The organism is Isosphaeraceae bacterium EP7 (assembly GCA_038400315.1).
Classification (GTDB): Bacteria; Planctomycetota; Planctomycetia; order Isosphaerales; family Isosphaeraceae; genus EP7.
This window is the reverse complement of the sequence record CP151667.1, coordinates 1,312,446-1,337,641: the sequence shown is the minus strand read 5'-3', so window position 1 is coordinate 1,337,641 and position 25,196 is coordinate 1,312,446. Positions and strand designations below refer to the sequence as shown.

Here is a 25,196-nt window from a genome sequence, read left to right as displayed (position 1 = left end):
CCCCTGCTTCCTCTCGCTGACGGACACTTCCGCCATCCATTGGTAAGCGAGCTTGTCCGGACAGTTTATCACCGATTCAAGGCAAGCTCGTTCGGTTCTGCAATGAGATCCTCTTGAACCGGCGGCGTTTCTCGGATGAGCGCCCAGAGCATTCCCGCGGATGCGACGACAGCGACGGCGACCCAGATCGGCTGGAAGAGCGCCTCGGCCGGATCGCGGAAGAGCCAGCGCAACGAATCTCGACGCGACGGGTCAGCAACGACGGTGCCGACGACGATTCCCAGCGAGTTGTTGATCGCGTGGAAGACGATCCCCGGGACGATGCTCCGGCTCTTGATGGCGATCAGTCCCAGCACCAGTCCCAGCAAGGTCCCCGGGAAGAGCTGCTGGAAGAGGCTGAGCAGGACGTGGAGAATCCCGAACATAACCGCGGAGAGGAGGATCGAGGTGCGGGTCGAGTAGCCTCTCTGGAGGCCCGCGAGGATGTAGCCCCGGAAGGCGAACTCCTCGCAGACGGCCGGAATCAGGGCGAACAGGACGATCGCCGAGCCCAGGCCCGGGAGCTGATCCATCATCTGGGCGAGCACGGTTTTCACCGCGTCGGGCACGGGGAAGACCGAGTCGACGTAGTGGCCGAAGTCGCGGACCAGCGGGTTGAGCGAGAACGCAAGCCCGACGGCCAGGGCCAGGTCGCGGCCCCTCGGCATTCGCAGCCGAAGGGTTTCCTTCCAATCGGAGGCGAAGAGCAAGGTTAGGAGGAGCGGCGGGCCCAGGATGAAGGCGGCCTGGCCGGCTCCCATCACGAGCGTCGCGGAGGCGCCTACCGGCATGAACTGGAGGACGAACCAGGCCGACGAGATCATCAAGACGAAGCAGAGCAACGCCTGACCTGGGCCTGGCGTCGCCTCCTTGTCGCGGATGAGGTGGCGCAGCCAATCGCCCAGACTGAATCGCTCGGCATCGCGGAATAACACATCTTCACGCTTGAACTGGTCCACCGCCCACCGCAAGGCGATGGCCCCGTAGACGATCGTCGGCAGCAGGACCGGCAAAAAGAACTGCCGGGCCGTGGCATAGTCGCCCAGGATCAACGAACGCAGCAGCAGGCTGACTCCGGTGATGGGGACAAGGCTGAAGAAGAGGTTCAGCTCGATGCCGGGCATGAGCGTCAGGACGGTCAGCGGCAGGCTGATGAGATAGAGGGGCGTCATGTAGTACTGCCCCTCCTTCATGCTCTTGGCCAGCACGGCCAGGGCCACGCAAATGGCGCTGAAGAAGACCGAGAGGGGGATGAGGAGCAGGATCATCCAGAGGCCCGACGTGAGGCTGGGCGGGGCCATCCCCGCGGCGGCCGGGTTGCCTCCCATACCCCGGGCGCTCATCGCGCCCACCTGCCGGGCGAGTTGCATCCCGGTCAGGCCCATCGACAGCAGATTCAGGAGGGCCGTGGTGATGCTGGCCAGGACGACGGTGAGGAACTTGCCCATCACGATCTCGCCGCGCGAGGCGGGGCTGATGAGCAGGGTTTCCATCGTCCCCCGCTCCTTCTCGCCGGCGCAGAGGTCGACGGCCGGGTAGAAGGCGCCGGTGAGGCTCATCATCACGAGCAGGAATGGAAAGAGCCGGGCCCAGACGCTCGATCCTTGCTCGGCGCGGGTGGCCACATCCTCGGCCTTCACGCGGATCGGCTCGACGAACTCGGCGGGCTTGTTCTCGGCCGCAAGCCGCTTGTCGACAATCCGGTCGCGCCAGCGGGCGATCACCTCGCGGAGACGCAGGTAGGTGACCTGGCTGGGCTCGTCGGTGCTGTTGTAGGCGATCGGGATGTCAGCCTTGCGCGTGGTGTCGAGCTGGGATCGGACATCGGGCGGGATCATTACCACGGCATCGGCCAAGCCCCCACGCAGCGCCTCTCGTCGCTTCTCTTCCTTGTCCCAGCCGGAGCCGGGCTCGGCCAGGATGACGTGGAGACGGGCGGCCTCGTCCGGGTTGTCGAAGAGCGAGGGGTCGAACGTGTCGCGCGTGGGCGAGAGCAGCGGCGGGGCGTCCGGCAGGGCTCCGGCACCGACGACGATGGCGGTTCGCGGCTTCTGTTCGAAGGCCGCCGAGAACTGGACGACGCCGATGCCCAGGATCGGATAAAGCAGGATCGGCAGGGCGAAGATCATGAACAGGGTGCGGCGATCGCGCAGCTGGTCGCGGATCTCGCGGCGGGCGATCACGGCGACGTTCGACCAACGCATGCTGGCAAATCCTCGGGCGAAACTCGTGTCGCGTCTCGGGGTTAGGTCAGAGCGGGACCGCCCCCTCGGCGCTCCCTTCGGCGACCTCGACCAGGTGGAAGAAGAGTTCTTCGAGATCGACCTGCTCGTACCGTTCGAGCAACTCGGCGGGGGTCCCTTCGGCCTGCACCCGACCCCGGTGGATGATGGCCACGCGGGAGCAGAGCTTCTCGACCTCGTGCATCGCATGCGTGGAGAAGAGGATCGTCTTGCCCTGGTCACGCAACTCGACGATCTTGCGCAAGACCAATCGAGCGACCATCACATCGAGGCCCGAAGTCGGCTCGTCGAAGATGAGGACGGGAGGGTCGTGGATGATCGTCCTGGCGATCGAGACCTTCTGCCGCTGGCCGGTGGAGAGCTTGGCGCAAAGGGTGTCTCGGAAATCGTCCATCTGGAGCCAGGCGAACGTCGAATCCATCCGCTCGGCGAGCCGCTCGCGCGGGAGCTGATAGAGCTGGCCGAAGTACTCGACGAGTTCCCAGGCGCTCATCCGGTCGTACAGTCCGGTGGATGCCGACATGTAACCGATGTGGGCCCGCACCTGCTCGGGCTGACTGGCGACGTCGAAGCCAGCGACGGTGGCGCGGCCACCGGTCGGCTTAAGCACGGTGCTGAGCATGCGCAGGGTGGTCGTCTTGCCGGCACCATTGGGGCCGAGCAGGCCGAAGATGGCACCCGGCTGGCAGGTGAAGCTGACATCAGCCACGGCCGGGATCCAGCCCCGGCGATAGTCGAGAAATCGCTTCGAGAGGTGTTCGACCTGGATCACGCGACGGCTCGGCAGACGAAGGCCTCATGGCGGCGGGGCGACCCCTTCGACCCACGATCGCCGGGCCCGAAGGCTCGTCCATGCATCATCGACCCGAGCCTCCGCGGACGCAAGACCCACCTCCCGCTTCAGGTCCGAAGATTCGAGGGCAGAACTGGATTTTGACGCTTGACTTCAAGGACCCTCTAAGCCAGAGTGAAACCTCTGCAAGGGTCAGATTAGCTCGATATAACCTTATCAGTGATCGCGTGGCCTCACAGCCACGTACCGTCTGACCGACCCCTCCTCGCCCCGCGGTAGACTTCGTTGACCGCCCTCCATGCCGAGTTCTTCGGCTTGGTGAATCAAGCATGTCAGTCCGTATTCCTTCGTTGATCGTCCGGCCACGCCGCGTGCGTGCCCAGGCATCATGGGAGTCTTTTTGTGCGAAGAATCCAGCGTTCCTCCGCTTGGGCCCTTGCTCTGGGCATTGCCGTCATTGCCCCGGGTTGCGGCGACAGCAACGGCAATCCCGGCGCGATCCCCGCCAGCACCGACTCCGCGTCGACGCACGCCTTCATCGAAAACCCGGGCGGGATCAAGGAGAAGCCTTCGGCGAGGAGCAAGGCTGCTGCTCAGGCCATGCCTCCCCAGCCGGTCAAGTAGTCCCGCGCCGCCACTCGTACTCCGCGAATCATCCCGCCCGATCGTCCCGCCGCTCACCTCGAAGCCCTCATCCCCTTATTCCCGGACAAAGTCATGAACATGACGAAGACGCGGACCTCCCGGCTACTCGGCCGAGGCTTCACCCTGATCGAGCTCCTGGTGGTCATCTCGATCATCGCCGTCCTGATCGCACTGCTGCTCCCGGCCGTGCAGAGCGCCCGCGAGGCGGCGAGGCGGATGCAGTGCGTCAACAACCTGAAGCAGCTCGGCCTGGCCGCCCACAATTACATGGACACCAACGGCACCCTGCCGATGGGCGGCTATTTCAATGACAAGTCACCGACCATCCCCTGGATGCACGGCTGCCTGATCGCCCTCTGCCCTTATATCGAGCAGGGAAACCTGTTCAATTCCTTCAATTCGAGCCTGCGATATTATCAGTATCCCGAGAACGACACGGTCATGGCCGCGAAGCTCTCGATGCTCTACTGCCCGAGCGACCCCGAGGTCACAACGGGCAATGACGCGTACACCAAGAGTTTCGCCGCCCCCCGGCAGAACTTCAAAGTCGGCCTCACGAACTACCGGGCGATCGCCGGCCCCTGGATCAACCCGCCCCGTGGCGTGAACCCCTCGGCGACGCCGAACTGGGGCACGATGAAGGCCAATGCGCTGGGGACGATCTACATGGAAAGCTCCACGTCGATCTCCTCCATCACCGACGGCACCAGCAACACCCTCCTCTTCGGCGAGGCGTTCTACGGTCGGCTGAGCCAGGCCGACAAGGATTGCTGGCATTGGTGGATCGCCGGCAATTACGGCGACACGATCCAGTCGACCACCTATGCCCCGAACCCGCAGAACTCGTACAACCTCAGTGTCTTCCCCAACGGAGCCGGCATCGTCATCATCTCTGCCACCAGCAACCACCCCGGCGGCTGCAACTTCTCGATGTGCGACGGCTCGGTCCGGTTCATCAAGAACACGATCAATTCGTGGCAGATCGATCCCGCCAACAACTACCTCCCCCGTGGCCTCACCTACACGGGCGGGATCTATACGCCCACCCAGCCCTACGGCGTTTACCAGGCCCTCTCGACGCGCGGCGGCGGCGAGGTCATCAGCTCCGACGCGTACTGATCGACCGGGCGATCGTTGGCGTCCTCCGCGGCGACGGAAATCGCCGCGGAGGGCGGGTCGAGTGCCGGACTCACTCCTGCGGGCCGTCAAGCATCAGGTGATGACATGGAGCGACGCGGATTTCTCAAGGGGTTGGCCGCGGCCTTCCCGGCGGCGACGTGTGCCGTTTCCGGGGCGGGCGCGCTGGCCGACGCCGGCTTCCTCGGGCTCGCGACGGAATTGCGCGAGCTTACCGATGAGGCCAAATTCTGGCGCAAGGTCCGAGCGCAGTTCCTCCTCCGCCCGGGCCTCGTCCACCTGAATACAGGCACGCTCGGCAGCGTCCCGCGTCGCGTTCTCGACGAGGTCGCGAGCCTGGCCTCGGAGATCGAAGGAGACCCGGCGTCGAACGTCTTCGGCGACATCGGCCACCGGATGGAAGAGGTCCGGGCCAGGGCCGCAGCCTTTCTCGGCGCCACGCTCGACGAGGTCGCCCTGATCGAGAACACGACCTCCGGCATGAACGCCGTGGCGCAAGGGATCGCCCACGAGCTGCGACCCGGCGACGAGATCCTCACTACCAACCACGAGCACCCGGGGGGCCTGGTCTGCTGGGAGTATCTGGCCAAGCAAATCGGCATCAAGATCGTCCCGATTTCGATGCCCGCACCGGTCGAGAGCAAGGCCCAGGTCCTCCAGCTCGTCCAGGACAACCTAACCTCACGCACCCGCATCTGCTGCTTCAGCCACGTCGAGACGATCACCGGGCTGGTCATGCCGCTGGCGGAAATCTCGGAGATCACGCGTCCCCGCGGGATCCTGCTCGCCTGCGACGGCGCGCAGGCGCCGGGCATGCTGCAAGTCGACGTCAAGGCCCTGGGAGTCGACACGTATGCGTCGAGCAGCCATAAATGGATGCTCGCCCCCAAGGGAAGCGGCCTGCTTTACATCCGCAAGGATGCCCAGGAACGCGTCCGGCCGATGGTGCTCTCGTCCGGCTACCAGGCCTACACCGCCGCCACCGGGACGCGGGATGTCAGCCACATCCTGGGCCATGGCGCCGCGATGGAATTCCACGAGGCGGTCGGCCGGGGGAAAATCGAGGATCGTTGCCGCTCGCTGGCCGGCACCCTTCGTCGGCGTTTCAGCGAGCTCGACCAGCTCAGGTTATTGACACCAACCGAGCCCGAGTTGACGGGAGGGATCGTCACCTTCGGCCTGAAGACCGGCAAGAACGGGGAGGTCTTCACGCGGCTGCTCCAGGAGCACCAGATTGCCGTGAAGGTTGCCGCCAAGCCGGAATACAACGCGCTCAGATTCTCGACCCACCTCTATAACGACGAGGACGAGATCGATCGTACGGCCCGCGCCCTCCGGGTCATCCTCGGAAGTTGAGCGGAACAGTCAGGCCCGGCGCCCCATTCATTGGGGCGCCGGGCCGTCCCGATGCGTCCGGATGAAGTGGTCCGTCAACTCGCCGTGAATGGCAGCGACCGGGACCTTCGGCATGTGGCAACCGATGCATCCTTTGGCCGGGCTGACCTTGCAGACCACCCGATCCTTCGCGTCGGCGGAGGCCGTGTGGCAGGACAGGCATTTGGGCTCATAGGCCTCGGCCGTCGTGGGCGAATCCTGGTGTGGATCATGGCAGGTCAGGCAGTCGAGCCGGCCGGTCGATTGGATGAAGCAACGGCTGAACGTGAGCGTGAGGCCGGCTGATCGAACCCAGAGCGGGTCGGTGGGTGTCAGCGCGATCTGCGAGGTATCTCCGACGACGTGGCACTCTCGGCATTGCTCGTTGACGGCACGAGCCGAGGTCCGGCCCGCATTGACGATCGCCGAGTCGACCGAACCGATCTTCACCGCAGCGACGTGGGACGACCCGGGCCCGTGACATCGCTCGCAGCCGATGGCCCGGTCGGTGGCCACGGCGGTCTGCTCGGCCCCGTCGAATCGGAAGTCGCGGGGGTTCGTGACGTGACAGCCGAGACACCGGACCACGCCGTCGCGGGTGTGGATTTCCTGGCCTCGGATGTCGGCCGAATGAGGGTCATCTCCGGTGTCACCCGAGGTCCGCGACCAGCCAGAACCCTGGGCGTCCCGATAATGCGAGAGCCGCAGGGCCCGGTACGCTCCCCGATCGTCGCGCCCGACCATCGTCAGGTAGCGTTCGGGGGTCCCGAACGCGAAATCGACCAGAAGGCGATAGACCTTGTCGTCCTCGCGGGTGGTGACTCGAAGGCGCTGCTCATCCCGTTCGATGAGATGGGTTGCGTTCGCCCGATCCGGGTCGGCAACCGCGGCCTGGGGCCTTGGCAAGTCGAGCAGTTCATCGCCGCGATGGAACGTCCGGGCATGCCGCGACTTCCCATAGGAACCGGAAATCTCGCCGTGGCATTCGGTACATCGAGCTGAGCCGAGATAAGGGCCGGGCTCCGGCATGAGCGGATGGGCCTTGCGGTAAGCGGCCACGAGTTTCGGACGACCCGCGACCAGGTCGGGATTCTTCCCGAGCGCCAGGTCGGCTCGGGAGGCGATCCAGGCCGACTCCGGATCCGAGGCATCAGGATTGGCGGATTTGTCTCGGGCACCGATGGCGTCGAGAGCCTCCGCAGGCCGGCCGAGCCTGAGCAGGCTTTTGGCGAAGACGTTTCTCAAGCGATGGTTCGACATCGGCGGGTTCTCGGCCGCCTTGTCGAGGGAAAGGCCACGACCGAGCGCCTCGGCGGCGCCTGCGTCGTCGTCCATCGCTGAGCGGGCCAACCCGAGCAGGATTTGCCCGCGAGATTCCCAGCCGGGGAAACCACGAAGGCGCCCCGCGGCCTCGGCCGAGACCTCGGGGCGTTGCATCTGCGACGAGAGTCGCGTGACAGCTTCGAGCAATTCCGGGGAGTCGGGATGCTCGACCGCGGCCTTCTGCCAGACGCTGAGGGCCAGGCTCCTATCACCCTGACGCTCGATCATCAGGCCGAGCAGCAATCGGTCCTCGGCCTCCATCCGATCCGTGCCCAGGCGATTCTGGTACAGGGCGACGGCTGCGTCATCGCGCCCCAGCCTGGCGTTCGCCCTGGCCAACTGACGGATTGCGTCGAGATCGTCGCGGTTGACCATCAGACGTTCGCGAGCAAGCTGTGCGGCCCGCGCCCAGTCTCCCGCCTTGTAGGCCGATCTCGCGTTTGCGACCGGGTCGCTTCCGTGCCGGAACCATACAAGGCAGGCAGCACCGATGAGGGCGAAGACCGCGAGGATGGAACACCAGATCACCCATCGACGCCTACGGATGATCGACACGCCTCGACTCCGGCTGCGAAGGATGAATCGACCTTGCCCGACAGATCGGGCCGGGTCGTTCATCCTCCCAGGCATTCTAGCAGGCAATTCAGGCCCGGGCCATCCGTCGCTCGTCGAGGATCGGACGAGATGGGCTGAGTCCCGATTCAGACAGCGACGGCCACGGCACCGGCCTCCTCGGCGTCGATGTAGTCGTAGAAAACGTTGCGCTGGCGGGGGATATATCCCGATTCGCGGATCGAGCGGCGGATTTCCTGGACGCTCTGGTGGTACACGGTGCCGGCCGCGGAGACGACGTTCTCCTCGATCATCAGGCTGCCCATGTCATTGGCGCCGAAGTAGAGGGCGAGCTGGCCAATCTTCGGGCCTTGCGTGACCCATGAGGATTGGATATTGGGAACATTGTCCAGATAGAGCCGCGAGACGGCCTGAGTCCGGAGGTACTCGAACGCACCGGCGGCAGGCACATCGGCCATGTCGGTGTGCTCGGGCTGGAAGGTCCAGGAGATGAAGGCCGTCAGGCCACCGGTCTCGTCCTGGAGCTGACGCACTCGTTCGAAATGCTCGACGCGCTCTTCCAGCGTCTCGATGTGGCCGAACATCATCGTGGCCGTCGACTTGCCACCGAGCTTGTGCCAGACGCGATGCACGTCGATCCAGTCATCGGAGAGTACCTTGCCACGGGTGATCTCCTTGCGGACGCGGTCGACCAGGATCTCGCCGCCGCCGCCAGGTAGGCTCCCGAGCCCGGCGGCCTTGAGCCTTCCCAGGACCTCTTCGAGCGGCATCTTGAATTTCTTGCCGAAGAAGTAGATCTCGGGCGGGCTGAAGCCGTGGACGTTCACGCCCGGGAAATGGGCCTTGATGTCGCGCAAGAGTTCTTCGTACCACTCGAACGGCAGGTCGGGGTGCAGCCCCCCCTGCATCAGGATCTGGTCGCCGCCGAGGGCGACCGTCTCCTCGATCTTCTTGAGCAACACGTCGCGCTCGAGCACATAGGCCTCGGTGTGGCCCACCTTGCGGTAGAAGGCGCAGAAGTCGCAGACGGCGGCGCAGACGTTGGTGTAGTTGATATTCCGATCGATGTTATACGTACGATACGGCTCGGGATGCATCCGCTTGCAGACGGCGTCGGCGGCGCGGCCCAGCGAGAGCAGGTCGCCGTCACGGAGCAGCGTGACACCCTCTTCGGGGGTGAGACGGGCTCCCTCAACGGCGCGTTGCAAGATCGCGGCGACGGTAGAAGACAAGATCGGCTCCTTCGGGCGCCAGTCCCAGTGCGGCGGCCTTCTGTGCGAACAGACGCAGGCCGGCCAGTTCGGGGACGCCCAGATCATACGACAGGACGTTGGTCAGATAATCGAGACAGGTCGCCACATCCAGGCCCAGCCGGGGCCCGTGGATCGCGGCCAGATCGTCGGCGTGGGCCAGGCCCTCGGATCGGCAGCGGTCAAGTTGCTCGGGGAGGTCGCCCAGGTCGACCCCGGCCCGCACAACCCAGAGCGCGAAGACGAACGGCAGGCCCGTCAGGGTGCGCCAGGCCTCGGCCAGGTCCATGACGGTGTGGAACGGGCCTCCAGGGTCGTGCATCGCGCGATCACCGATGAGCAGGATCGCGTCGGCTGTGCTTTCCTGGATCGGCACGCCAAGGGGCAGCGGCTCGACAGCCTCGGGGCAGACTCCATGGACCTCTGCCAGCAGAACTCGAACCAGCGCCTGGCTGGTGCGCGAGCCCTCATCGAGGGCCAATCGGCGGATCTGTCCGAGCGGCACCCGGCTGAACAGTTTCACGCTTCGCACCGCGCCCCTGGCGGCAATGGCGAAGCCGGGCAAGATCCGATAGCCGGATGACATGCCCCGCAGGTATTCCACCGACGGGATAAGGGCGACGTCGAGCGAGCCTTCCGCGAGTCGACTGGCGAGCCGGCTTGGCACGTCCATCACCAGGGTCGCGCCGGGGGCGAGCTCGTCGAACCGGTGATACAGAGGCTTCGCGTTCAGGTAGCTGACCGCCCCCACCCGCAATGGCTTCGGCATCGTCGGCCGGATCCTTCTTGAACGATGGTCTCGGTCCTGAATTTCCTTTCAGAACACATTGAACGAATTGTAGGCCCATCGGCCTGCGCCTTCAAGCCGAGCCGTCGATTGGGGGGTTAGAACTCCATCTTGCGGAAGGCGTTGATGCCGATCCGCAAAGGGATGACGATCCCCATGACACCGACGACCAGGCTGGTGGCAACTGCCAGGCCCATCCAGGCGCGAAACTGACCGAGCGAGAGCATGTTCACCCCCGCGCCGTCGTGCTCGCGGCCGGCGAAGTAGAGGTGGCAGGGGACCGCCAGGCTGCCGATGATCGTCAGGATGAAGAGCAGGCTGACCAGGAGATTCAATGTCCCCCCGAAGCCCGCGGCGATCTTCGACGGGTCGTCTTCCTTGAGGTTAGGCAGCCTGGCCCCCAGCCCGACGCTGATGCCCGAGAGCCCGAGGCAAAGGATCGCCACAACACCCATATGAAGGGCAACCATGGCGGGCTCGATCCGCAGTTGAAGGTCGCTGAGGATGACCAGCCCCTCGCTGGCCACGAGCGAGATTCCCACCGAGAACGCGAATTTGCCCCAGAGGATCGAGGCACGCTCGAGGGGGAGCAGGCCGAGCACCCAGAAGTTGCGGCCTTCCAGCGAGAGCATCGGGAAGATGAACCTGCTGGTGAACGTCGACAGGATCAGGGCCGTCACCGACAGGTTGAGCAGGCTGAGGAGGTTCCGCCAGTACGGGCTCTGAACGTCGTAACCGAGCTTGCGAATGTTGACGAAGTAGAAGCCGAGCAGCCCGAAGAAGATGAGGAACTGAGACCACTGGGCCGGGTCGCGGAGGAAGGTCCGGATGTCCTTGAGGATCAGGATCCGGATCGGCGGCGGGATGAACGGGAAGAGGCGATGGAACGGCGCATCGAGCCGCGAGAGCCTCCCGCGCCGACGCGACGATCGCCCTCCCTGCACCCGGCCATACCCCGGACGATAGAGGTCGCGAGCGATGACCGCCGCGATCAGGTAGGCCAGGCCGGCGTGGGCCACCAGCACGAAGAGATAGAAGAGGCCCGACGACCACTCACCCCGCGCCGACGCCACCAGGCCGGCCGACATCCATCGGCTTGGCAGGAGCGCGTGCTGGCTGAACGCCAGCTTGCCGAGCATCCCGTCGAGCCAATCTTCCGAGAACGGTTCCCCGGGCGTCTTCCAGGCACGGGCAATCCAGATGACCGCCGCGACGATCGACCCCACGGAGAGCACCGCCAGCACCGACTTCTGCCGCCTCGGCAAGAAGTTCGCCACCAACACCGACGCCACCGCCCCCAGACTGCCGGGAATCACGACGAAGGCGAGCAGGTACGCCAGGAAGATGACGTAGAACCACCCCGAGACCCCCGCTGTCAGGCCATAAGCAACCATCAGGGGGCTGCCCAGCAGAAGAAAACCCCAGCTCGAGAACGCGATGGCCTCGACGAATTTGTGCGCGAAGATTCGGTCGGGCGAGGCGGGGCCGGAGAGCAGGAAGGCCGCCTCCCGCGACTGGAAGAGTCCGGTGTGGACGATGATCCCGGTCGAGAAGAAGAGCATCACCAGGAGCGACAGGAAGAAGACGCCGAAGAGGTATTCCAGGACCGTGTCGGTCAGCGCGATGTAGGCGGAGAGGAACTCGAAACCGCCGTAGAAGAGGCCAAACAGGCCGGTCCAGAAGATCAAGCTGCAGACGAGTATCATCGAGAGGCGGAGCCGTGAGCCCACGATCAGGCTACGCAACGAGTTGACGAGCAGCCTGTTGCGCAGCCGACCGAAGGCCCGAGCGACGCCCGCGGGACTTGCCCCCTCAGGCTTCCCTCGCTTGTAGGCCACCCCATCGAACGACGGTTTCGCAAGGTTGTTCATGCGAGGTCGCCCCCGGGCTCGACCAGGACGGGCCGCGTCGTGAGCGGCCGATCGCCGCCGGTCAGCTTGAGGAAGAGGTCTTCCAGCGGCCCGTGCATTTGGGCCTTTGTGCGGATCTCCTCCAGCGTGCCCCTCGAAAGCATCCGCCCGTGGTCGATGATCCCGATGGTGTCGGCCAGTTCCTCGGCGATCGACAGGAGGTGGGTCGACATCAGGACGGCGACCCCCGAGCGGGCCTGCGAGACGAACAGGTCCTTCACGATCCGCGCGCTGCGAGGGTCGAGGCCGACGAGGGGCTCGTCGACGATGAGGACCTTGGGGTCGTGCACCAGGGCCGACGCGAAGACGACTCTCTGCTTCATTCCGTGCGAGTAGTTCTCGCAGAGTTCGTCGATGTAGTCGCCCATCTCGAACGTGTCGATCAGCTCCTCGGTCCTGCGGCTCGCGTGGATGGGCTCGAGGCCGTACATCTCGACGACAAATCTCAGGAACTCGCGTCCGGTGAGCTTCTCGTAGAGATAGGGCTGGTCGGGGACGTAGGCGAGTTGTTGCCGGGCCTCGCGGCTGGCCGCAGGAAAGCCTCCAACTCGGACCGTGCCGGTCGTCGGGGTCAGCAGGCCGCAGACCATCTTGATGGTCGTCGTCTTGCCCGCCCCGTTAGGACCCAGGAAGGCGAACAGCTCGCCGGCCCTCACCGTGAGATCGAGCCCCGCGACGGCCCGCTTTCCTCCGAACGACTTCGTCACGCCCACCAGCTCGATCATGGTCGGCCCTCCGCCCCTGCCTCGCCCCGCTTGAGATCGGGCAGACGCTCCAGCACCACCCGGAACAGCGGGAATGGCACCTCCTGGCGCAAGACCAGGCCGTCGGGCCTGACCCAGGTCGTGGCACGCAGCGGAGTCATGTGGGCGACAACCTCCAGCGTCGAGACCATCCCGCCATCCCAGTACAGTTCGGCCCGCCTGGCCACTTCGACTCGGACCGTCTCCACGCGCCCGGTCAGCGGGCTGACGACCCGGGTATCCCAGCGCTGGCCCAGCTTCAAGCCCGGAAGCCGGTCCATCGCCCCCATCGTGGCCTGCACCAGGCCCCTCGGCTCATACGGGAACGATTTCGTCCAGGTCAGGATCGGCAGCGGCCCGGTCGACTTCACTTCAAGGGTCCGGAGTTTGACCTGGCCGACCATCGAGACCAGGGCGTCCCGGTCGTCGTCGGCCCTTATGCTCGCCGTGAAACCTTGAAGGCTGCCCGACTTGTCGACCCGGTAGACGCTCTTCATCTCCAGGCGTGACTCATGGGGGATGGCAAGCGGCGTGCCCCTGAGCAGTTCACCCGAGTTGAACCAGGCTTCGCTGGTCAGCTCGACGCCCCCGTCGAGAGTCGGCTTTGTCTCGGTGGTCGCCTCGCCGACCGGCCGGAGTGCCAGCGTCGACCGGCCTTCCGCGGTCAAAATCACCCACTTGACCGGACCCGGAGGGGTGCCCGGCGAGGCCAGGGCCCGCAGGTCCGGGGCTGCGCCGATCAGGAATTCAGGCAAGAGGTCGCGGGTGAAGAGGGCGACGGCCGCCGCCGCCCAGGTCACGAGGATTGCCACCTGGGCCAGTCGCGAAGGCATGGCGAGACCCTCCGGCAGCGTAAAATGCGGGCTCGCCTCGACCGTCTGTGCCGGGGCCTTCCTCCCCATGATACGGCCGCCGGGCTGGGCGCCTCAAGAGACCCGGGACGGGTGTCGAGTCTCACCTGGACGTCGGAGGCTTCATCTTGACTCAGACACCAACTCGCCCTAAGCTTCGCGCGGATCAGCCAATTCTCCCCCGAAGGAGGTTGGCCTCCCACCTCGCGGGCGAATCCAGCCTCTCCGAGTCCCAGCGCCAGCCGCGTGAATCGGTCGTGTCCCGGCCCCCGGATGAGAGGACGAGGTTCGCCATGCGCCAGGTTTACAAGCGCGTCGCCATCGCCGGACTTGTCGCATTGGGCCTGGTCGGGTTGCCCTGGATCGCCTGGATCAGCCTCAACCATGCCCCGGCCTTCTATCGGGCCGCCGAGGCCGTCCCGCCTGCTCAGCGGAAAGCCGAGGTCGAGGACTTCGTCGCCCGAAGCCTGCAGCTTCGCAACGACATCGTCAACGAGCCGACCTGGGAAGCGGCCTTCACCGACCAGCAGGTGAACGCCTGGCTGGCCGAGGAACTGATGCGGACCTTCGCCGATCAGCTCCCGCCCGAGGTCCACGAGCCTCGCGTCTCGTTCGAAGCCGACCGGGTCATCCTCGCCTTCCAGCTCGATCGCGGCCCGCTCCGCTCGCTCATCTCCGTCACCGCGAGGGTCAAGGTGTCCGAGGACAATGTCCTGGCCCTGACGCTCATTCGGATCCGCGCCGGCGTGGTTCCCGTGCCGTCCGAAGAAATCCTGGCTCGGGCGACCGCGCACGCCAAGATGCGGGGCGTCGATCTCACCTGGTCCCACGACCAGGGCCTCCCCGTCGCCACCCTCCGCTTCAAGCCCGATGACGATCGCGAGGACATCGTCCTGGAACGGCTCTGGATCAAGCCCGGCGAGATCCGCCTGGCGGGCCGCTCCAACCATGGGAAAGAGGCATTCGCCCCGGTCCTGCCCAAGCGTCAGGTGCTCCAGTCCAAATTTCCCTCGCGGAAGGTCAATCGCCAGGCCCGTCCCGAGTCGCCTGACGACGAGCCCTCGACGGCCCGAAGCTCGACGACCCCGACGAGCTGACGCCCGGCGACCTCCGCCACAACGTGGGTGTCGGTCCAGATCGGGGCCCGAAACACTCCGGCTTCCCATCGCCTGACCTCGCCCCGCCCACCCGAGATCGGGCCTTCGAAGTCCAGATAGACGCGACGGTGCGCCGGCAGGGGTCGCGCGGTCAGGCAATCTTGCGATCCGATGGGCTCATCGATCGACCATGTGCGGAGCGAATCCGCGTCCTCCAGCATGAGGTCCCAGTGCACGCCATCCCACGCGTGCTCGAGGATGACGAACCGGCCCCGCCTCGGCTCTCCGCTGGACGACATCGCCTCACCCGTTTAGACTGTGGGATCACAACAAAGGCTGCCGAGGTCCCGCGGCGCCATCGTTTTTCGACCTCCGACCTGGAAGGGCTCCGCCGATGGATAAGTCTTTGATGATCGACAAGCTTAACGAAATTCTCAAGTGGGAGTACGCCGGCCTGGTCCAGTACACCCAATACAGCTTCCTCGTCCAGGACACCTGGCGCGAGGTCTTCTGCAAGATGTTCCGCGAAAATGGCGAAGAAGCGCTCGGCCATGCCCACAAGGTCGGCGACAAGATCGTCTCCCTCGGCGGCGTCCCCACGGTCGAGCGGGCCCAGGTCAAGCTGACGACCGACCTCCAGGAGATGCTCGAGTACTCGTTGGAAGTCGAATCCAAGCACGTCCAGCTTTACACCGAAGCCCTCCAGCTTTGCGACGACCGCGACGTGGCCATCCGCGTCCTGCTCGAGGACATCTGCCTCGACGAGCAGGAAGGTGTCGACCACATGGAGAAGCTGCTCAAGAAGCGTGACGTCGCCATCAAGGCCTCGGCGTCGACCCAGGCGAAGGTCGGCTGAGCCAGTCGCGGCGAGCAGGCTTGCCGTGTACGAACGAAACGGGCCGCGAGACGATTGGTCTCGCGGCCCGTTCTTGTTTCGAAGAGTGGTCAAACACTGAGTGTCCAGATCCGCAGTCGTCGAGATCGCCTCAGACGGCGTCGCCGACCGCGGGGCGACTGTACTCACCGACTTCGGAGGGGCCGGGGAACGGCAAGGTGGCGGGGGATTCCTGCGAGGCCTGCTCGAGCTGCCTGGAACTCAGCCCGAGCATCGCCTGGATCTGGCGAAATTGCTGGGGATCGAGCGCGAAACTGCGCTGATCGTACCAGCCGATTCCCTCGGCGAAATGCTGCTCACAGAGGTCGATCGTGAGGCCGCCCCCGCGCCGGGCCACCAGGCTCACCTCGACCCGTTGCTCGGGTGCGGTCCCGCCGATTGTTCCCAGTACGGTCTTGGCTCGCATCAACCGCCCCTCGGAACTCATGTCCCGGCTTGGTCGTCGCAATTGAGATTCAATGTCAGCAAATGAAGAATAGCAAAAACCGATGGTGTCTGCAACCAGTGTGTTGAGAAAAGGCGACCGAGATGGATCCGTCGAGTTCCGAGGGAGTCGAACACCCAAGTTTGATCGCGCCCGATATGGTATGGGCGCAACGGTTTCGGTAGCCTGTACGCACGGCGACGATGTCCCGATCCTGTTGGGACAATCGGCAGGGCCCGGACGCGGGCCGGGGCGAGGGCGACTAGCGGTGACACCCAAAGAAGTCTTGGCTCAGATCCGTCAACGCGAGGTGACCACGGTCGACCTCCGGTTCATGGATTTCCCGGGCGTCTGGCAGCATTTCTCCATCCCGGCCGATGCCCTGACCGAGGAGACATTCGAAGACGGGATCGGCTTCGACGGCTCGTCGGTCGCCGGCTGGAGGGCGATCAACGAGGCCGACCTCCTCGTCGTCCCGCAGCCAGAGACCGCACTGATTGACCCGTTCACCGCCCAGCCTACGCTGACGATGATCTGCAACATCCAGGACCCGATCACACAGCAGGATTACACCCGAGACCCGCGCAACATCGCCCGCAAGGCGACGAGCTATATGCGGAGCACGGGGATCGCCGACACCTGCCTGCTGGCTCCCGAGCTGGAATTCTTCGTCTTCGACAGCGTCCGGTTCGACCAGCGCGGCCATGAAGCCTTCTATCGGGTCGACTCCGAGGAGGGAGCATGGAACCGCGGGAGCGACTCGGCCAGGAACCTCGGCTACAAGCCGGGATCGGGGCTGGGCTACTTCCCCTGCCCTCCCACGGATAGCCTCTCCGATCTTCGCTCGGAGATGGCCCGACTGATGGGCGAGTGCGGTATCGACACGTCTGCGCACTATCACGAGGTGGCCACCGGCGGCCAGTGCGAGATCGACCTGGTCGAGCGCCCGCTCGTGGAGATGGCCGACGGCGTGATGACGGCCAAATACATCATCCGCAACATGGCCAGGCGCCTGAACAAGACCGTGACGTTCATGCCCAAGCCGCTCTTCGGCGACAATGGCTCGGGCATGCACACGCACCTCGCCTTGTTTAAAGGAGAGGTCCCGCTGCTGGCCGGCAATGGCTATGCCGGGCTATCGGACGTCGGCCTGTACGCGGTCGGCGGGCTCTTGAAGCACGCCAAGGCGCTGAGCGCCTTCGCCAATCCCACGACGAATAGTTACAAGCGTCTCGTCGAAGGATTCGATGCGCCGACGAAGCTGAGCTACAGTCGACGCAATCGATCGGCGATCATCCGGATCCCGATCTACAGCCCGAACCCCCGAAGTCGGCGGATCGAGTATCGCGGGCCCGACGGGGCGGCCAATCCCTACCTGCTATTCTCGGCCATGCTGATGGCGGCGCTCGACGGGATCCAGAACAAGATCAGGCCCGGAGACCCGCTCGACAAAGACGTCTACGACCTGAGGCCCGACGAACTCGAGCACGTGCCCACCACACCCCGGTCACTGGAAGAATCGCTCGATGCCTTGCGGGCCGACCACGACTTCCTGCTTCAAGGCGATGTCTTCACGCCCGACGTGATCGACACCTGGGTCTGGTACAAGAAGACGTACGAGATCGAGGCGATGCGGATCCGGCCCCATCCGTACGAGTTCATGCTCTACTACGATGCCTGAGATGAAAACCCGTCGCCGGGATCCGTCAGGCCACCAGCTCGGCAGCCTCGGCCGGAACCGGCTCCTCGGGTCGAAGCGCCAGGAGCATCAGCAGGCAGGCGCCCACGACGAGCATGTTATCGGCGAAGTTGAAGATGGCGCAATCGAAGTTGATCGCGTCGACGTGAAAGTAGACGAAGTCCCGGACATATCCCAGCCTGATCCGGTCGTAACAGTTGCCAAGGGCGCCGGCCATGATGAGCGCCAGGGCCACCGTCAGCCGCCGGTCGGTCGCGTGCCCCTTGATAAAAAGCCAGTAGACGATCGCCGCCGCGGCGACGACCGAAAGGCCGGCGAATACCAGGCTGCTGTAAGGCATGCTACGCCCGAAGCCCCAGAGAGCACCGGGGTTATGGCTAGTTCTCAGTTCCAGGATATCGTGCACGATCTGGACCGGCGGCGAGCCGGGCGGGCCGACGCTGCGGAAGATGGCCGCCTTGGTCGCGAGGTCGAAGGCCGCGCCCCCCAGTGCAATCGTCCAGAACAAGATCCAACGGGAGAGCGGCACGGCTGACCTCATCCTTGCCTCTCCTCCTGGGCCCTGGCGCATTCGATGCAATAGGGCGTGTAGGGAATCGCCTGGAGCCTGGCCTTGGCAATCGGCTGGCCGCACTCGGCACATCGGCCGAAGGTGCCGGCCTCGACGCGGGCCAGCGCATCGTGGATCAGCTCGAGGGTGCCCTGCTCGTTCTCGATCAGGCTGAGCGTGAATTCCTGATCGTAGGCCTCAGTCCCGACGTCGGCCATGTGCATCGGGACGTTGGAGAGGTTGCCCGAACTCTCGGGCTGGTTACGCATCAGGGCTTCATCGGTCATCTGGTCGAGGTCGCCGCGCAACCTGGAACGCAAATCCGTGAGGGCCTTGCGAAAGGACTCGACTTCTTCGGTCTTCAGGGCCCCGGCCATGACTGTCTCACCCCGCGCGAGCGGCGTGCCCTACGTCCGGAACGGGCCATGGCATGCTAGGCCGGCCCGACCAGGCTGTCAATCCGTGCCGCGTACCAGTCGGGACCATCTCCCAATCCGCGCGGACGAGACCAGACAGTGTACGGAAGCCTCGAGTCCCTTGGCCACCCCATGTTGGAGATTGAGACGAACCCGGCCTCTCGCCCCGCGGCCCGCGCCCGTGTGTCATGATTAACGCGATCGGATCGAGCCGCAGGTCATCGCCCGACCCATGTCGAGCGGGCCTCAGGCACCCGATCGTGGCGAGGCCAACCGAGATGAGCGAGCCCAAGACGATTTTCATCACCGGGGGGACCGGCCTGGTCGGCAGCCACGTTGTCGAGGAGGCCCTAGCCCGAGGCCATCGAGTCCGGGCCCTGGTGCGGGCATCGAGCGACACCAAGCTGCTCGACCAATGGGGCGTCGAGAAGATCGAGGGCGACCTGGCCGACGCGGACGCCCTTCGTCGAGGAGTCAAGGGCGTCGATTGGGTGTTCAACTGCGCCGCCAAGGTCGGCGACTGGGGAACCCTGGAAGAATTCCGCAAGATTAACGTCGACGCTTTCAAGCTCCTGCTGGAGGCCGCCGCCGACGAAGGGGTCGAGCGATTCGTCCATGTCAGCTCGCTGGGAGTCTACGAGGGACGCGACCATTTCGGCACCGACGAGACGACTCCCCCGGCTGCGCAGTCGCTCGACCCCTACACGCGGTCGAAGACCGAGGCCGAGCTGCTCGCGCTGGAATTCTTCAAGACGAGGAAATTGCCGGTCGCCGTGGTCCGCCCCGGCTTCATCTACGGAGAGCGTGACCGGACGGTGCTCCCCAAGCTGCTGACCAACCTTCGAAATGGCCGGTTCGCCTACTTCGGGTCGGGCGAGCAGGCGCTCAACTGCATCTACGTGAAGAACCTGGTGCAGGCGATCTTCCTGGCCGCCGAGACGCCAGGTGCGATCGGTGAGGTCTTCAACGTCACCGACGGCGTCCGCGTGAGCAAGCGTAAATTCGTGGGGACGGTCGCCACACTGGCCGGCCTGAAGCCGCCGCGACGGAAAATTCCGCTCTGGCTGGCCTGGACCCTGGCCGTCTTGATGGAGCGCGGGGCCAAGCGGCGAAAATCGCCCCACCCCCCGCTGGTCAACAAGGCGCGGTACAAATTCCTGGGCCTGAATCTGGACTACTCGATCGAGAAGGCCCGGCGTGTGCTGGGTTATCAACCGAAATTCACCACCGAAGCGGGGCTCAAGGCGGCGGTCGCCGACCTGATCGCCTCGACAAGCCCGGCATCAGGGAGCTAACCGACGATGGAAGCGGTCCAAGGCAAGCGCGTCGCCGTTCTGGTCGAGAAGTTCTACGAAGACCTGGAGCTCTGGTATCCGGTCCTACGGCTCCGCGAGGCCGGCTGCAACGTCAGGATCGTCGGGCCAAAGGCCGGCGAGACTTATGCCTCGAAGCACGGCTATCCGGCCAAGTCCGACACCGCCTCCACAGAAGTCACGGCCGACGACTTCGATGCCATCGTCATCCCGGGAGGGTATTCTCCCGACCACATGCGCCGACATCCGTCGATGGTCGACCTGGTCACCCAAGCGGCCAAGCAGAGTAAGGTGCTCGCGGCAATCTGTCACGGCCCCTGGATGCTCTGCTCGGCGCATTGCCTGAAGGGCAAGCGCGTCACCGGTTTCTTCGCGATCCGCGACGATGTCGTCAATGCTGGCGGGGTCTGGGAAGACGCCGCCTGCGTCCGCGACGGCAACATCGTCACCAGCCGCACCCCGGATGACCTTCCCGAATTCATGAAGGGTATTTTCGCGGCCATGTCCGAGCCGGCCAAGAGCTGATCTACCCCCCCCACCCCGATCGCGCCACCATCGCGATCGGGGTCTCGTTCAACGAATTTACTTCGCGATGCCGGAGCCGAAGCGGGAGTCTTGCGAGATCGTCAGCGGACCGCCGATCTCGGCCGCTAGGGGGATGGTGGCTTCATATCCGTCTTTGGTCAGGCGAATCGTCGGCGCGGGGACACCCTCGGGCAGTTCGATCTTCAGATCCTTCAGCGTCTCGGCCCAATTCTTGTGCTCGCCGTGATACGGCTTCTGGGCCCAGTAGATCTTCATGAGCAGATTCCGGGCGGCGAGTGTCGGATCGGGCCTGAAGGGGACATTGCCCGACTTGCCGGTGAACTGGAGGTAGCCCCAGGTCTCGGGCCGGTGCATGTCGACCGCCTCCTGCGGCGACCAGACCCAGTTGTCTTCCTTGGTGTTGGGCACTTTGCGGTACTTGTCGTCGACCAGCTCGTGGTGCCACTCGACGCGTGAGAAGTTGATGCGCCACTGGTCTCCCTCGCGCGGGGGAAGGGCCTGCTTGGTGTGCTCGCGCCAGACCGACCAGGGGATGGCCATCTCGACCGACCAGCCCTCGTCCGTGTCCTTGGGATCGTTCAGCGTGCCGCGGACGTTGACGCCTTTCTTCAGGCCCGGAATCTCCCATGAGTTGAGTGCCGGGCCGCCATCGCGATAGGCCTTGGGGAGAAAGAGATCCCACTCGGTGTTGAGCGCATTAATCTCCAGCTCTCCGTAGTTCTGATTATCAGAGTCGGGGTCGATGAAGACTTCGAAGTCGTTGTCCTGGAAGATGACCGAGTCGTGCTTGGTCAAGGTCCCCCAGACGTGGGGCTCTTCCATGTCGGCGGCGATGTAGAGGTACTGGTCGTCCCAGAGCATCTTCGCCCGGGTCTTGAAGCGGGGTTTTGGCTTCTTGTCCCCCTCGATGTCCACGAAGGTATCGGTCCACGGGGCATCGGCCCACGACGCATCGCCGAGCTTGCCGTCGACCACGATCGGCTCGGCGGCGCGCCGGCAGACGTACCCTTTGGGATGGGCCGGGGCGCCGGCACCGGGGGGGGCGGAAACGAGGAGCGAGACCATGGCCGCGCAAGCGAATGTCATCATCAGTCCTTCCAGGTCCTTGGCCGATCAAGTCGCGTAATCGAGCTGTTATTTCAGGCCGCCGAGATATTCGACCAGGTCGCGAATCTCGGCCTTGGAGAGCTTGGTGACGACGTCGGTCGGCATCGCCGAGGCCCCGCGCGTGCGTTCCTCGACGTCGGCCTTCTTGATGTCGACGAGCTTGGCCTCGGGGGTGATGAGCGTCAGCGTCGTCGAGTCTTCCTTCCTGAGGATGCCCGTGACGACCTGACCATCGGCCAGGGCCACGACCAATGTCTCGAACCCTTCGGCAATCTTGGCGTTGGGCAGGACGATGGCCTCGAGCAAGTGCCGACGGTCGACCTTCTTGGCGATCCCGTCGAGATTCGGGCCGACCTCGCCGCCGCCCCCCTCGACCTTGTGGCAACGCAGGCAGGAGGCTTCCGCCTTCTGGAGGAAGATCGAGCGTCCACGCCCCGAGTTGCCACCAACCAGGCACTCGCGATAAGCGGATAGGGGGTCGTCCTTCGACCGCTTCGCGTCGATTCGGACCAGTGCTTCGGCCAGGGCCGCATTTCCCGACTGCTTGACGGCGTCGGCCAGGTCCAGCTCAAGCTCGGCCGGGACCCTTCCCGTGTCCCAGCGGTCGAGCCAGCCCGAAAGCACCTTCGAGGCCTCGGGGGTCTTCAGGCGGCCGAGGGCCGCAATGGCGGATTGCTTGTCAGAGGTCTTGCCGCCTTCCAGGACGCCGCCCAGGGTCTCCACCGCGAGATCGGGGGAGAGCCGGCCGAGAAGCGCGATCCCTTCAGATCGGACAACGTCCGAAGGGTCGGCGACCGCGAATGCGACGGCGGCACCAAGATCAGGGCCGTCGAGTTCCGCCAGTGCCCGCAAAGCCGTGGCGCGGACCTCGTCCGATGCGGCAGGCGGTTTCCCGGAGGTCACCAGGGACGCGAGCGCGGACGACTTACCGCGGATCTTCAGGCGGCCGATGGCCTCGGCCGTCGCACGAACGACCTTCGAAGAGCGGTCACGGAGCAGGTCGGCCGCACTCGACGCCAGGGCCTTGGACGCAGGTTCGGCCGACCGCTCGGCAATCGGACGCCAGAGGCCAGTGACCCGGTCTCGGCCCGAAGGTTTGGCCCACACGCCGAGCGCCTCGATGGCGTCGATCCGGATCGACTCGGGCGTCCCGATGTGCGCAGCCAGGGCGACTAGGGCAAGGGCCGCCTCGCTGGTTCCGAGCGTCAGGTTCGCGTTGACGACCCGGCGGAAAAGCGCTTCGCGGGCGAGGTCCGTCTCGGGAGTGATGGGCATCAGGTTCGCGTTGACGACCCGACGGGAAGCCAGCTCGAAGTTCGTCGGCCGCGCCGCGAGGGCGGCCAGCGGTGCGGTGGCCCCCGGGATCGGCACGTCATTGATAGCGCGGGCGGCTTCAAGGACGAGCAACAGGTCGCTGTCGCCGAGGAAGGCTGCGATCCTGGGATTCCCGCTCCTCCGATAGGAGAGCAAGACGCCCATCCGTGCGGAGGCCGACGGATCAGCCTCGGCCTCTGCGAGTGCATCGGCCTGGGAGACGCCGGCCAGGGCCATGACACCCGCGTGCCTGAGGACCGGATCCTTGTCGCCATTCACCTTCAACATGGAGAGGACGGGAGCGATGACCCGATGGTCACCGCCGAGCTTGCCCAGCGCGATCGCCGCGAGCGAGCGGACGCGGTCGCTCGGGTCGGCGAGCAGAGAAATCAACGGATCGGTCGCGTCGCCGAGGTGGGCATCGCCGACGACGCGGGCCGCCTGGGCTCGGATCTCCGGATCGGCATCCTTGAGCACCTCGACGACGGGCTTCAGGGCTTCGGGCTTCTCTCGGCCGACCTGTCCCAGGCCCCAGACCGCATGGACGCGGGCCATCCGACGATCTCCGGCCAGGGCGCCGGCGAAAGCGGGAATCGCCTCATTCGCACGCGAGGCGAGGGAGAACTGGGCTTCCTGACGCACTCGCATATCGGCGTGGCCGAGCAGCGTCACCAACTCCGCGGCGGACTTGCCGTCGAATCCTTCGCGGATGAGGGTCTGAACTTCCCTGACCTCGGCCTCGGCGACGGTTGAGGTCTCGGAAATCCGATAGATTCGGCCTTTGCCGGGCTTGCTCCACCCCTGCACCCAATCGCTGATGTAGAGGGCCCCGTCGGGGCCGAAATCGACGTCGGTCGCCAGGATCGACCAGACATATTGCTTGCTGTCGACCAGTTCGAAGCCGGCTCCCTTGGGCTTCACGCCGAAGGAACGCACGCCGCTCTGGCCGCTCGCGCCGCGAAAGTCGGCCATGAAGAACTTACCACGGGCCGATTCGCCCAACCGCGAGGTGCCCGGGTGATAGGTCAGGCCCGAGGGCCCGTCGGCCAGGTTGGCGATGGGGGGCACGAGGTAGGCGGCCTGCCCCTGGAACTGGGGATACCAGAGCTTCTCGGAGTTCCACGGACCGCGGCTATTCGGGACCTCGATGTACTGATATCCGATGCGCCAGCCGCTGTCGGAGCCCTCGACCAGGTAGACCCAGCGGGCCTTGTCGCCCGAGTCACTGTTGTTGTCGCCGGTGAAGAGGTTGCCGAACTCGTCGAAGGCCAGCTCCTGAGGGTTGCGCAGGCCGGTGGCGAAGATCTCCAGGTTCGTGCCGTCGGGGTTACATCGCAGGACAACCCCGGTGTCGGTGCGTATGACCGACTTGCCATCGGGCGTCTTCACGTTCATGCCGCGGTCGCCCACGCTGAAGTAGAGCAGCCCGTCGGGGCCGAATCTCAGGCCGTGGAGGTCATGGCCCAGGAACGCGACATGCACGCCGTAGCCGGTCTGGAGCGGAGTACGGACGTCGGCGACGCCGTCTCCATTCGTGTCCCGCAGCTTCCAGAGCGACGGAATGCACGTATAGAAGACATCCCCCTTACGAGCCAGGACGCCGGCACCGATGCCGTCGGCCAGCTTGCCGAAGCCGTCGGCGAAGACGGTCGAGCGGTCCATCTTGCCGTCGCCGTCGGTGTCGACCAGCAGGCTGACGCGTTCGCTCTCGACCTGGAAGCCATCAAGGACCTCCTTGGAGAGATATTTGAAGAACATCGCGTCGCGCTCTTCGACGGATCTGGATGCGAGGTCGGCATCGAGCCAGTTCATGTGGCTACGCGTGTCGGTGACGCCGTCGGTGTGCCGGAACGTCTCGGCGACGTAGATCTTGCCGGCCTCGTCGATGGTGAACGCCACCGGATTCGCCAGCAGCGGCTCGGCGGCGACCAGTTCGGCCTTCAGGCCCTCGGGCACGCGGATCGTGCGAAGGGCCTTGATCCCCTCATCCGAGGCGCCTACGACCCGCCCCGCCCCGACCTTCGCCTTGCCCACCTCGCCAGGCGGCTCGGGCGGGGCGGCCTCGGCGTCGATCCCGCCGAGCAGGAGCCCCAAGACCACGAACAACATCCCGCCCGATCGCTGCCCAGGTCGCAACAACATCCGATGGCCTCGACGTCCGCAAGAA

At 65.2% G+C, this 25,196-nt stretch carries 22 protein-coding genes; 8 read left to right on the top strand and 14 right to left on the bottom strand.

Translation table 11 applies throughout. The features are described 5' to 3' along the window. Window positions 1–68 precede the first annotated feature (68 nt). Entirely contained in the window at window positions 69–2,243 is a 2,175-nt protein-coding gene (locus EP7_RS05240) for an ABC transporter permease subunit/CPBP intramembrane protease (protein WP_463526543.1), read from the bottom strand. A 46-nt stretch (window positions 2,244–2,289) separates the two neighbouring features. Continuing rightward, entirely contained in the window at window positions 2,290–3,054 is a 765-nt protein-coding gene (locus tag EP7_RS05235; protein WP_463526542.1) for an ABC transporter ATP-binding protein, read from the bottom strand. A gap of 423 nt (window positions 3,055–3,477) precedes the next feature. On the opposite strand from EP7_RS05235, the gene EP7_RS05230 reads away from it, so the two are divergent. From EP7_RS05230 to EP7_RS05220, 3 genes are all read left to right on the top strand, one after another. After that, a complete protein-coding gene (locus EP7_RS05230; protein WP_463526541.1) occupies window positions 3,478–3,699 on the top strand; it encodes a hypothetical protein in 222 nt (73 codons plus the stop codon). A 93-nt stretch (window positions 3,700–3,792) separates the two neighbouring features. After that, window positions 3,793–4,839: a DUF1559 family PulG-like putative transporter gene (locus EP7_RS05225; protein WP_463526540.1), complete on the top strand. Its 1,047-nt coding sequence runs from the start codon at window positions 3,793–3,795 to the stop codon at window positions 4,837–4,839. A gap of 105 nt (window positions 4,840–4,944) precedes the next feature. Further along, complete coding sequence (locus EP7_RS05220) at window positions 4,945–6,213, top strand: aminotransferase class V-fold PLP-dependent enzyme (protein ID WP_463526539.1); 1,269 nt, start codon at window positions 4,945–4,947, stop codon at window positions 6,211–6,213. Between the two features lie 27 nt (window positions 6,214–6,240). Here the strand turns inward: EP7_RS05220 and EP7_RS05215 are convergent, their stop codons facing one another. The 6 genes from EP7_RS05215 to EP7_RS05190 form a co-directional block, all read right to left on the bottom strand. After that, window positions 6,241–8,109, bottom strand: coding sequence for a multiheme c-type cytochrome (locus EP7_RS05215; RefSeq protein ID WP_463526538.1), 1,869 nt, complete (start codon window positions 8,107–8,109; stop codon window positions 6,241–6,243). Between the two features lie 146 nt (window positions 8,110–8,255). Next, the gene (gene mqnC / locus EP7_RS05210; RefSeq protein WP_463526537.1) at window positions 8,256–9,359 is read right to left on the bottom strand and encodes a cyclic dehypoxanthinyl futalosine synthase; all 1,104 of its coding nucleotides are present in this window, start codon (window positions 9,357–9,359) and stop codon (window positions 8,256–8,258) included. Next, on the bottom strand, window positions 9,319–10,146 hold the full coding sequence (locus EP7_RS05205) for a menaquinone biosynthetic enzyme MqnA/MqnD family protein (RefSeq protein ID WP_463526536.1): 828 nt from the start codon (window positions 10,144–10,146) through the stop codon (window positions 9,319–9,321). Before EP7_RS05205 ends, mqnC begins: the two co-directional genes overlap by 41 nt. A gap of 116 nt (window positions 10,147–10,262) precedes the next feature. Beyond that, complete coding sequence (locus EP7_RS05200) at window positions 10,263–12,035, bottom strand: putative ABC exporter domain-containing protein (RefSeq protein WP_463526535.1); 1,773 nt, start codon at window positions 12,033–12,035, stop codon at window positions 10,263–10,265. Continuing rightward, window positions 12,032–12,799, bottom strand: coding sequence for an ABC transporter ATP-binding protein (locus EP7_RS05195; RefSeq protein ID WP_463526534.1), 768 nt, complete (start codon window positions 12,797–12,799; stop codon window positions 12,032–12,034). The genes EP7_RS05200 and EP7_RS05195 overlap by 4 nt, the downstream gene beginning before the upstream one ends. Then, the gene (locus EP7_RS05190) at window positions 12,796–13,650 is read right to left on the bottom strand and encodes a hypothetical protein (RefSeq protein WP_463526533.1); all 855 of its coding nucleotides are present in this window, start codon (window positions 13,648–13,650) and stop codon (window positions 12,796–12,798) included. The genes EP7_RS05195 and EP7_RS05190 overlap by 4 nt, the downstream gene beginning before the upstream one ends. A gap of 311 nt (window positions 13,651–13,961) precedes the next feature. Here EP7_RS05190 and EP7_RS05185 point away from each other — a divergent pair, with 311 nt between their 5' ends. After that, the gene (locus EP7_RS05185) at window positions 13,962–14,765 is read left to right on the top strand and encodes a hypothetical protein (protein WP_463526532.1); all 804 of its coding nucleotides are present in this window, start codon (window positions 13,962–13,964) and stop codon (window positions 14,763–14,765) included. On the opposite strand, the gene EP7_RS05180 is transcribed toward EP7_RS05185, so the two are convergent. Next, window positions 14,654–14,986 (bottom strand): DNA polymerase ligase N-terminal domain-containing protein, encoded by a 333-nt coding sequence (locus tag EP7_RS05180; protein ID WP_463528370.1) that lies wholly within the window; start codon window positions 14,984–14,986, stop codon window positions 14,654–14,656. The two genes, EP7_RS05185 and EP7_RS05180, sit on opposite strands and share 112 nt — an antisense overlap. A 173-nt stretch (window positions 14,987–15,159) precedes the next feature. Here EP7_RS05180 and EP7_RS05175 point away from each other — a divergent pair, with 173 nt between their 5' ends. Continuing rightward, complete coding sequence (locus EP7_RS05175) at window positions 15,160–15,621, top strand: ferritin-like domain-containing protein (protein WP_463526531.1); 462 nt, start codon at window positions 15,160–15,162, stop codon at window positions 15,619–15,621. A gap of 130 nt (window positions 15,622–15,751) precedes the next feature. Here EP7_RS05175 and EP7_RS05170 read toward each other — a convergent pair whose 3' ends face one another. Continuing rightward, the gene (locus tag EP7_RS05170) at window positions 15,752–16,066 is read right to left on the bottom strand and encodes a hypothetical protein (protein ID WP_463526529.1); all 315 of its coding nucleotides are present in this window, start codon (window positions 16,064–16,066) and stop codon (window positions 15,752–15,754) included. Window positions 16,067–16,352: 286 nt separating this feature from the next. Here EP7_RS05170 and glnA point away from each other — a divergent pair, with 286 nt between their 5' ends. Next, complete coding sequence (gene glnA / locus EP7_RS05165; RefSeq protein WP_463526527.1) at window positions 16,353–17,765, top strand: type I glutamate--ammonia ligase; 1,413 nt, start codon at window positions 16,353–16,355, stop codon at window positions 17,763–17,765. 25 nt (window positions 17,766–17,790) lie between these two features. On the opposite strand, the gene lspA is transcribed toward glnA, so the two are convergent. Both lspA and EP7_RS05155 read right to left on the bottom strand, forming a co-directional pair. Continuing rightward, entirely contained in the window at window positions 17,791–18,324 is a 534-nt protein-coding gene (gene lspA / locus EP7_RS05160) for a signal peptidase II (protein ID WP_463526525.1), read from the bottom strand. After that, entirely contained in the window at window positions 18,321–18,710 is a 390-nt protein-coding gene (locus tag EP7_RS05155; RefSeq protein ID WP_463526524.1) for a TraR/DksA family transcriptional regulator, read from the bottom strand. Before EP7_RS05155 ends, lspA begins: the two co-directional genes overlap by 4 nt. A 317-nt stretch (window positions 18,711–19,027) precedes the next feature. Here EP7_RS05155 and EP7_RS05150 point away from each other — a divergent pair, with 317 nt between their 5' ends. After that, window positions 19,028–20,044, top strand: coding sequence for an NAD-dependent epimerase/dehydratase family protein (locus tag EP7_RS05150; protein ID WP_463526522.1), 1,017 nt, complete (start codon window positions 19,028–19,030; stop codon window positions 20,042–20,044). Window positions 20,045–20,050: 6 nt separating this feature from the next. Then, entirely contained in the window at window positions 20,051–20,587 is a 537-nt protein-coding gene (locus EP7_RS05145) for a type 1 glutamine amidotransferase domain-containing protein (RefSeq protein WP_463526520.1), read from the top strand. Window positions 20,588–20,644: 57 nt separating this feature from the next. Here the strand turns inward: EP7_RS05145 and EP7_RS05140 are convergent, their stop codons facing one another. Then, complete coding sequence (locus EP7_RS05140) at window positions 20,645–21,694, bottom strand: carbohydrate-binding family 9-like protein (RefSeq protein WP_463526518.1); 1,050 nt, start codon at window positions 21,692–21,694, stop codon at window positions 20,645–20,647. Window positions 21,695–21,742: 48 nt separating this feature from the next. After that, window positions 21,743–25,171, bottom strand: coding sequence for a PVC-type heme-binding CxxCH protein (locus tag EP7_RS05135; RefSeq protein WP_463526516.1), 3,429 nt, complete (start codon window positions 25,169–25,171; stop codon window positions 21,743–21,745). Window positions 25,172–25,196 lie beyond the last annotated feature (25 nt).

Excerpts from the sequence above, each read along its gene's own strand:
- EP7_RS05240 (WP_463526543.1), bottom strand. The coding sequence starts at position 2,243 with ATGCGTTGGTCGAACGTCGCCGTGATCGCCCGCCGCGAGATCCGCGAC.
- EP7_RS05225 (WP_463526540.1), top strand. The coding sequence starts at position 3,793 with ATGAACATGACGAAGACGCGGACCTCCCGGCTACTCGGCCGAGGCTTC.
- EP7_RS05220 (WP_463526539.1), top strand. The coding sequence starts at position 4,945 with ATGGAGCGACGCGGATTTCTCAAGGGGTTGGCCGCGGCCTTCCCGGCG.
- EP7_RS05205 (WP_463526536.1), bottom strand. The coding sequence starts at position 10,146 with ATGCCGAAGCCATTGCGGGTGGGGGCGGTCAGCTACCTGAACGCGAAG.
- EP7_RS05200 (WP_463526535.1), bottom strand. The coding sequence starts at position 12,035 with ATGAACAACCTTGCGAAACCGTCGTTCGATGGGGTGGCCTACAAGCGA.
- EP7_RS05195 (WP_463526534.1), bottom strand. The coding sequence starts at position 12,799 with ATGATCGAGCTGGTGGGCGTGACGAAGTCGTTCGGAGGAAAGCGGGCC.
- EP7_RS05190 (WP_463526533.1), bottom strand. The coding sequence starts at position 13,650 with ATGCCTTCGCGACTGGCCCAGGTGGCAATCCTCGTGACCTGGGCGGCG.
- EP7_RS05185 (WP_463526532.1), top strand. The coding sequence starts at position 13,962 with ATGCGCCAGGTTTACAAGCGCGTCGCCATCGCCGGACTTGTCGCATTG.
- EP7_RS05180 (WP_463528370.1), bottom strand. The coding sequence starts at position 14,986 with ATGCTGGAGGACGCGGATTCGCTCCGCACATGGTCGATCGATGAGCCC.
- EP7_RS05175 (WP_463526531.1), top strand. The coding sequence starts at position 15,160 with ATGGATAAGTCTTTGATGATCGACAAGCTTAACGAAATTCTCAAGTGG.
- EP7_RS05170 (WP_463526529.1), bottom strand. The coding sequence starts at position 16,066 with ATGCGAGCCAAGACCGTACTGGGAACAATCGGCGGGACCGCACCCGAG.
- lspA (WP_463526525.1), bottom strand. The coding sequence starts at position 18,324 with ATGAGGTCAGCCGTGCCGCTCTCCCGTTGGATCTTGTTCTGGACGATT.
- EP7_RS05155 (WP_463526524.1), bottom strand. The coding sequence starts at position 18,710 with ATGGCCGGGGCCCTGAAGACCGAAGAAGTCGAGTCCTTTCGCAAGGCC.
- EP7_RS05150 (WP_463526522.1), top strand. The coding sequence starts at position 19,028 with ATGAGCGAGCCCAAGACGATTTTCATCACCGGGGGGACCGGCCTGGTC.
- EP7_RS05145 (WP_463526520.1), top strand. The coding sequence starts at position 20,051 with ATGGAAGCGGTCCAAGGCAAGCGCGTCGCCGTTCTGGTCGAGAAGTTC.
- EP7_RS05140 (WP_463526518.1), bottom strand. The coding sequence starts at position 21,694 with ATGACATTCGCTTGCGCGGCCATGGTCTCGCTCCTCGTTTCCGCCCCC.
- EP7_RS05135 (WP_463526516.1), bottom strand. The coding sequence starts at position 25,171 with ATGTTGTTGCGACCTGGGCAGCGATCGGGCGGGATGTTGTTCGTGGTC.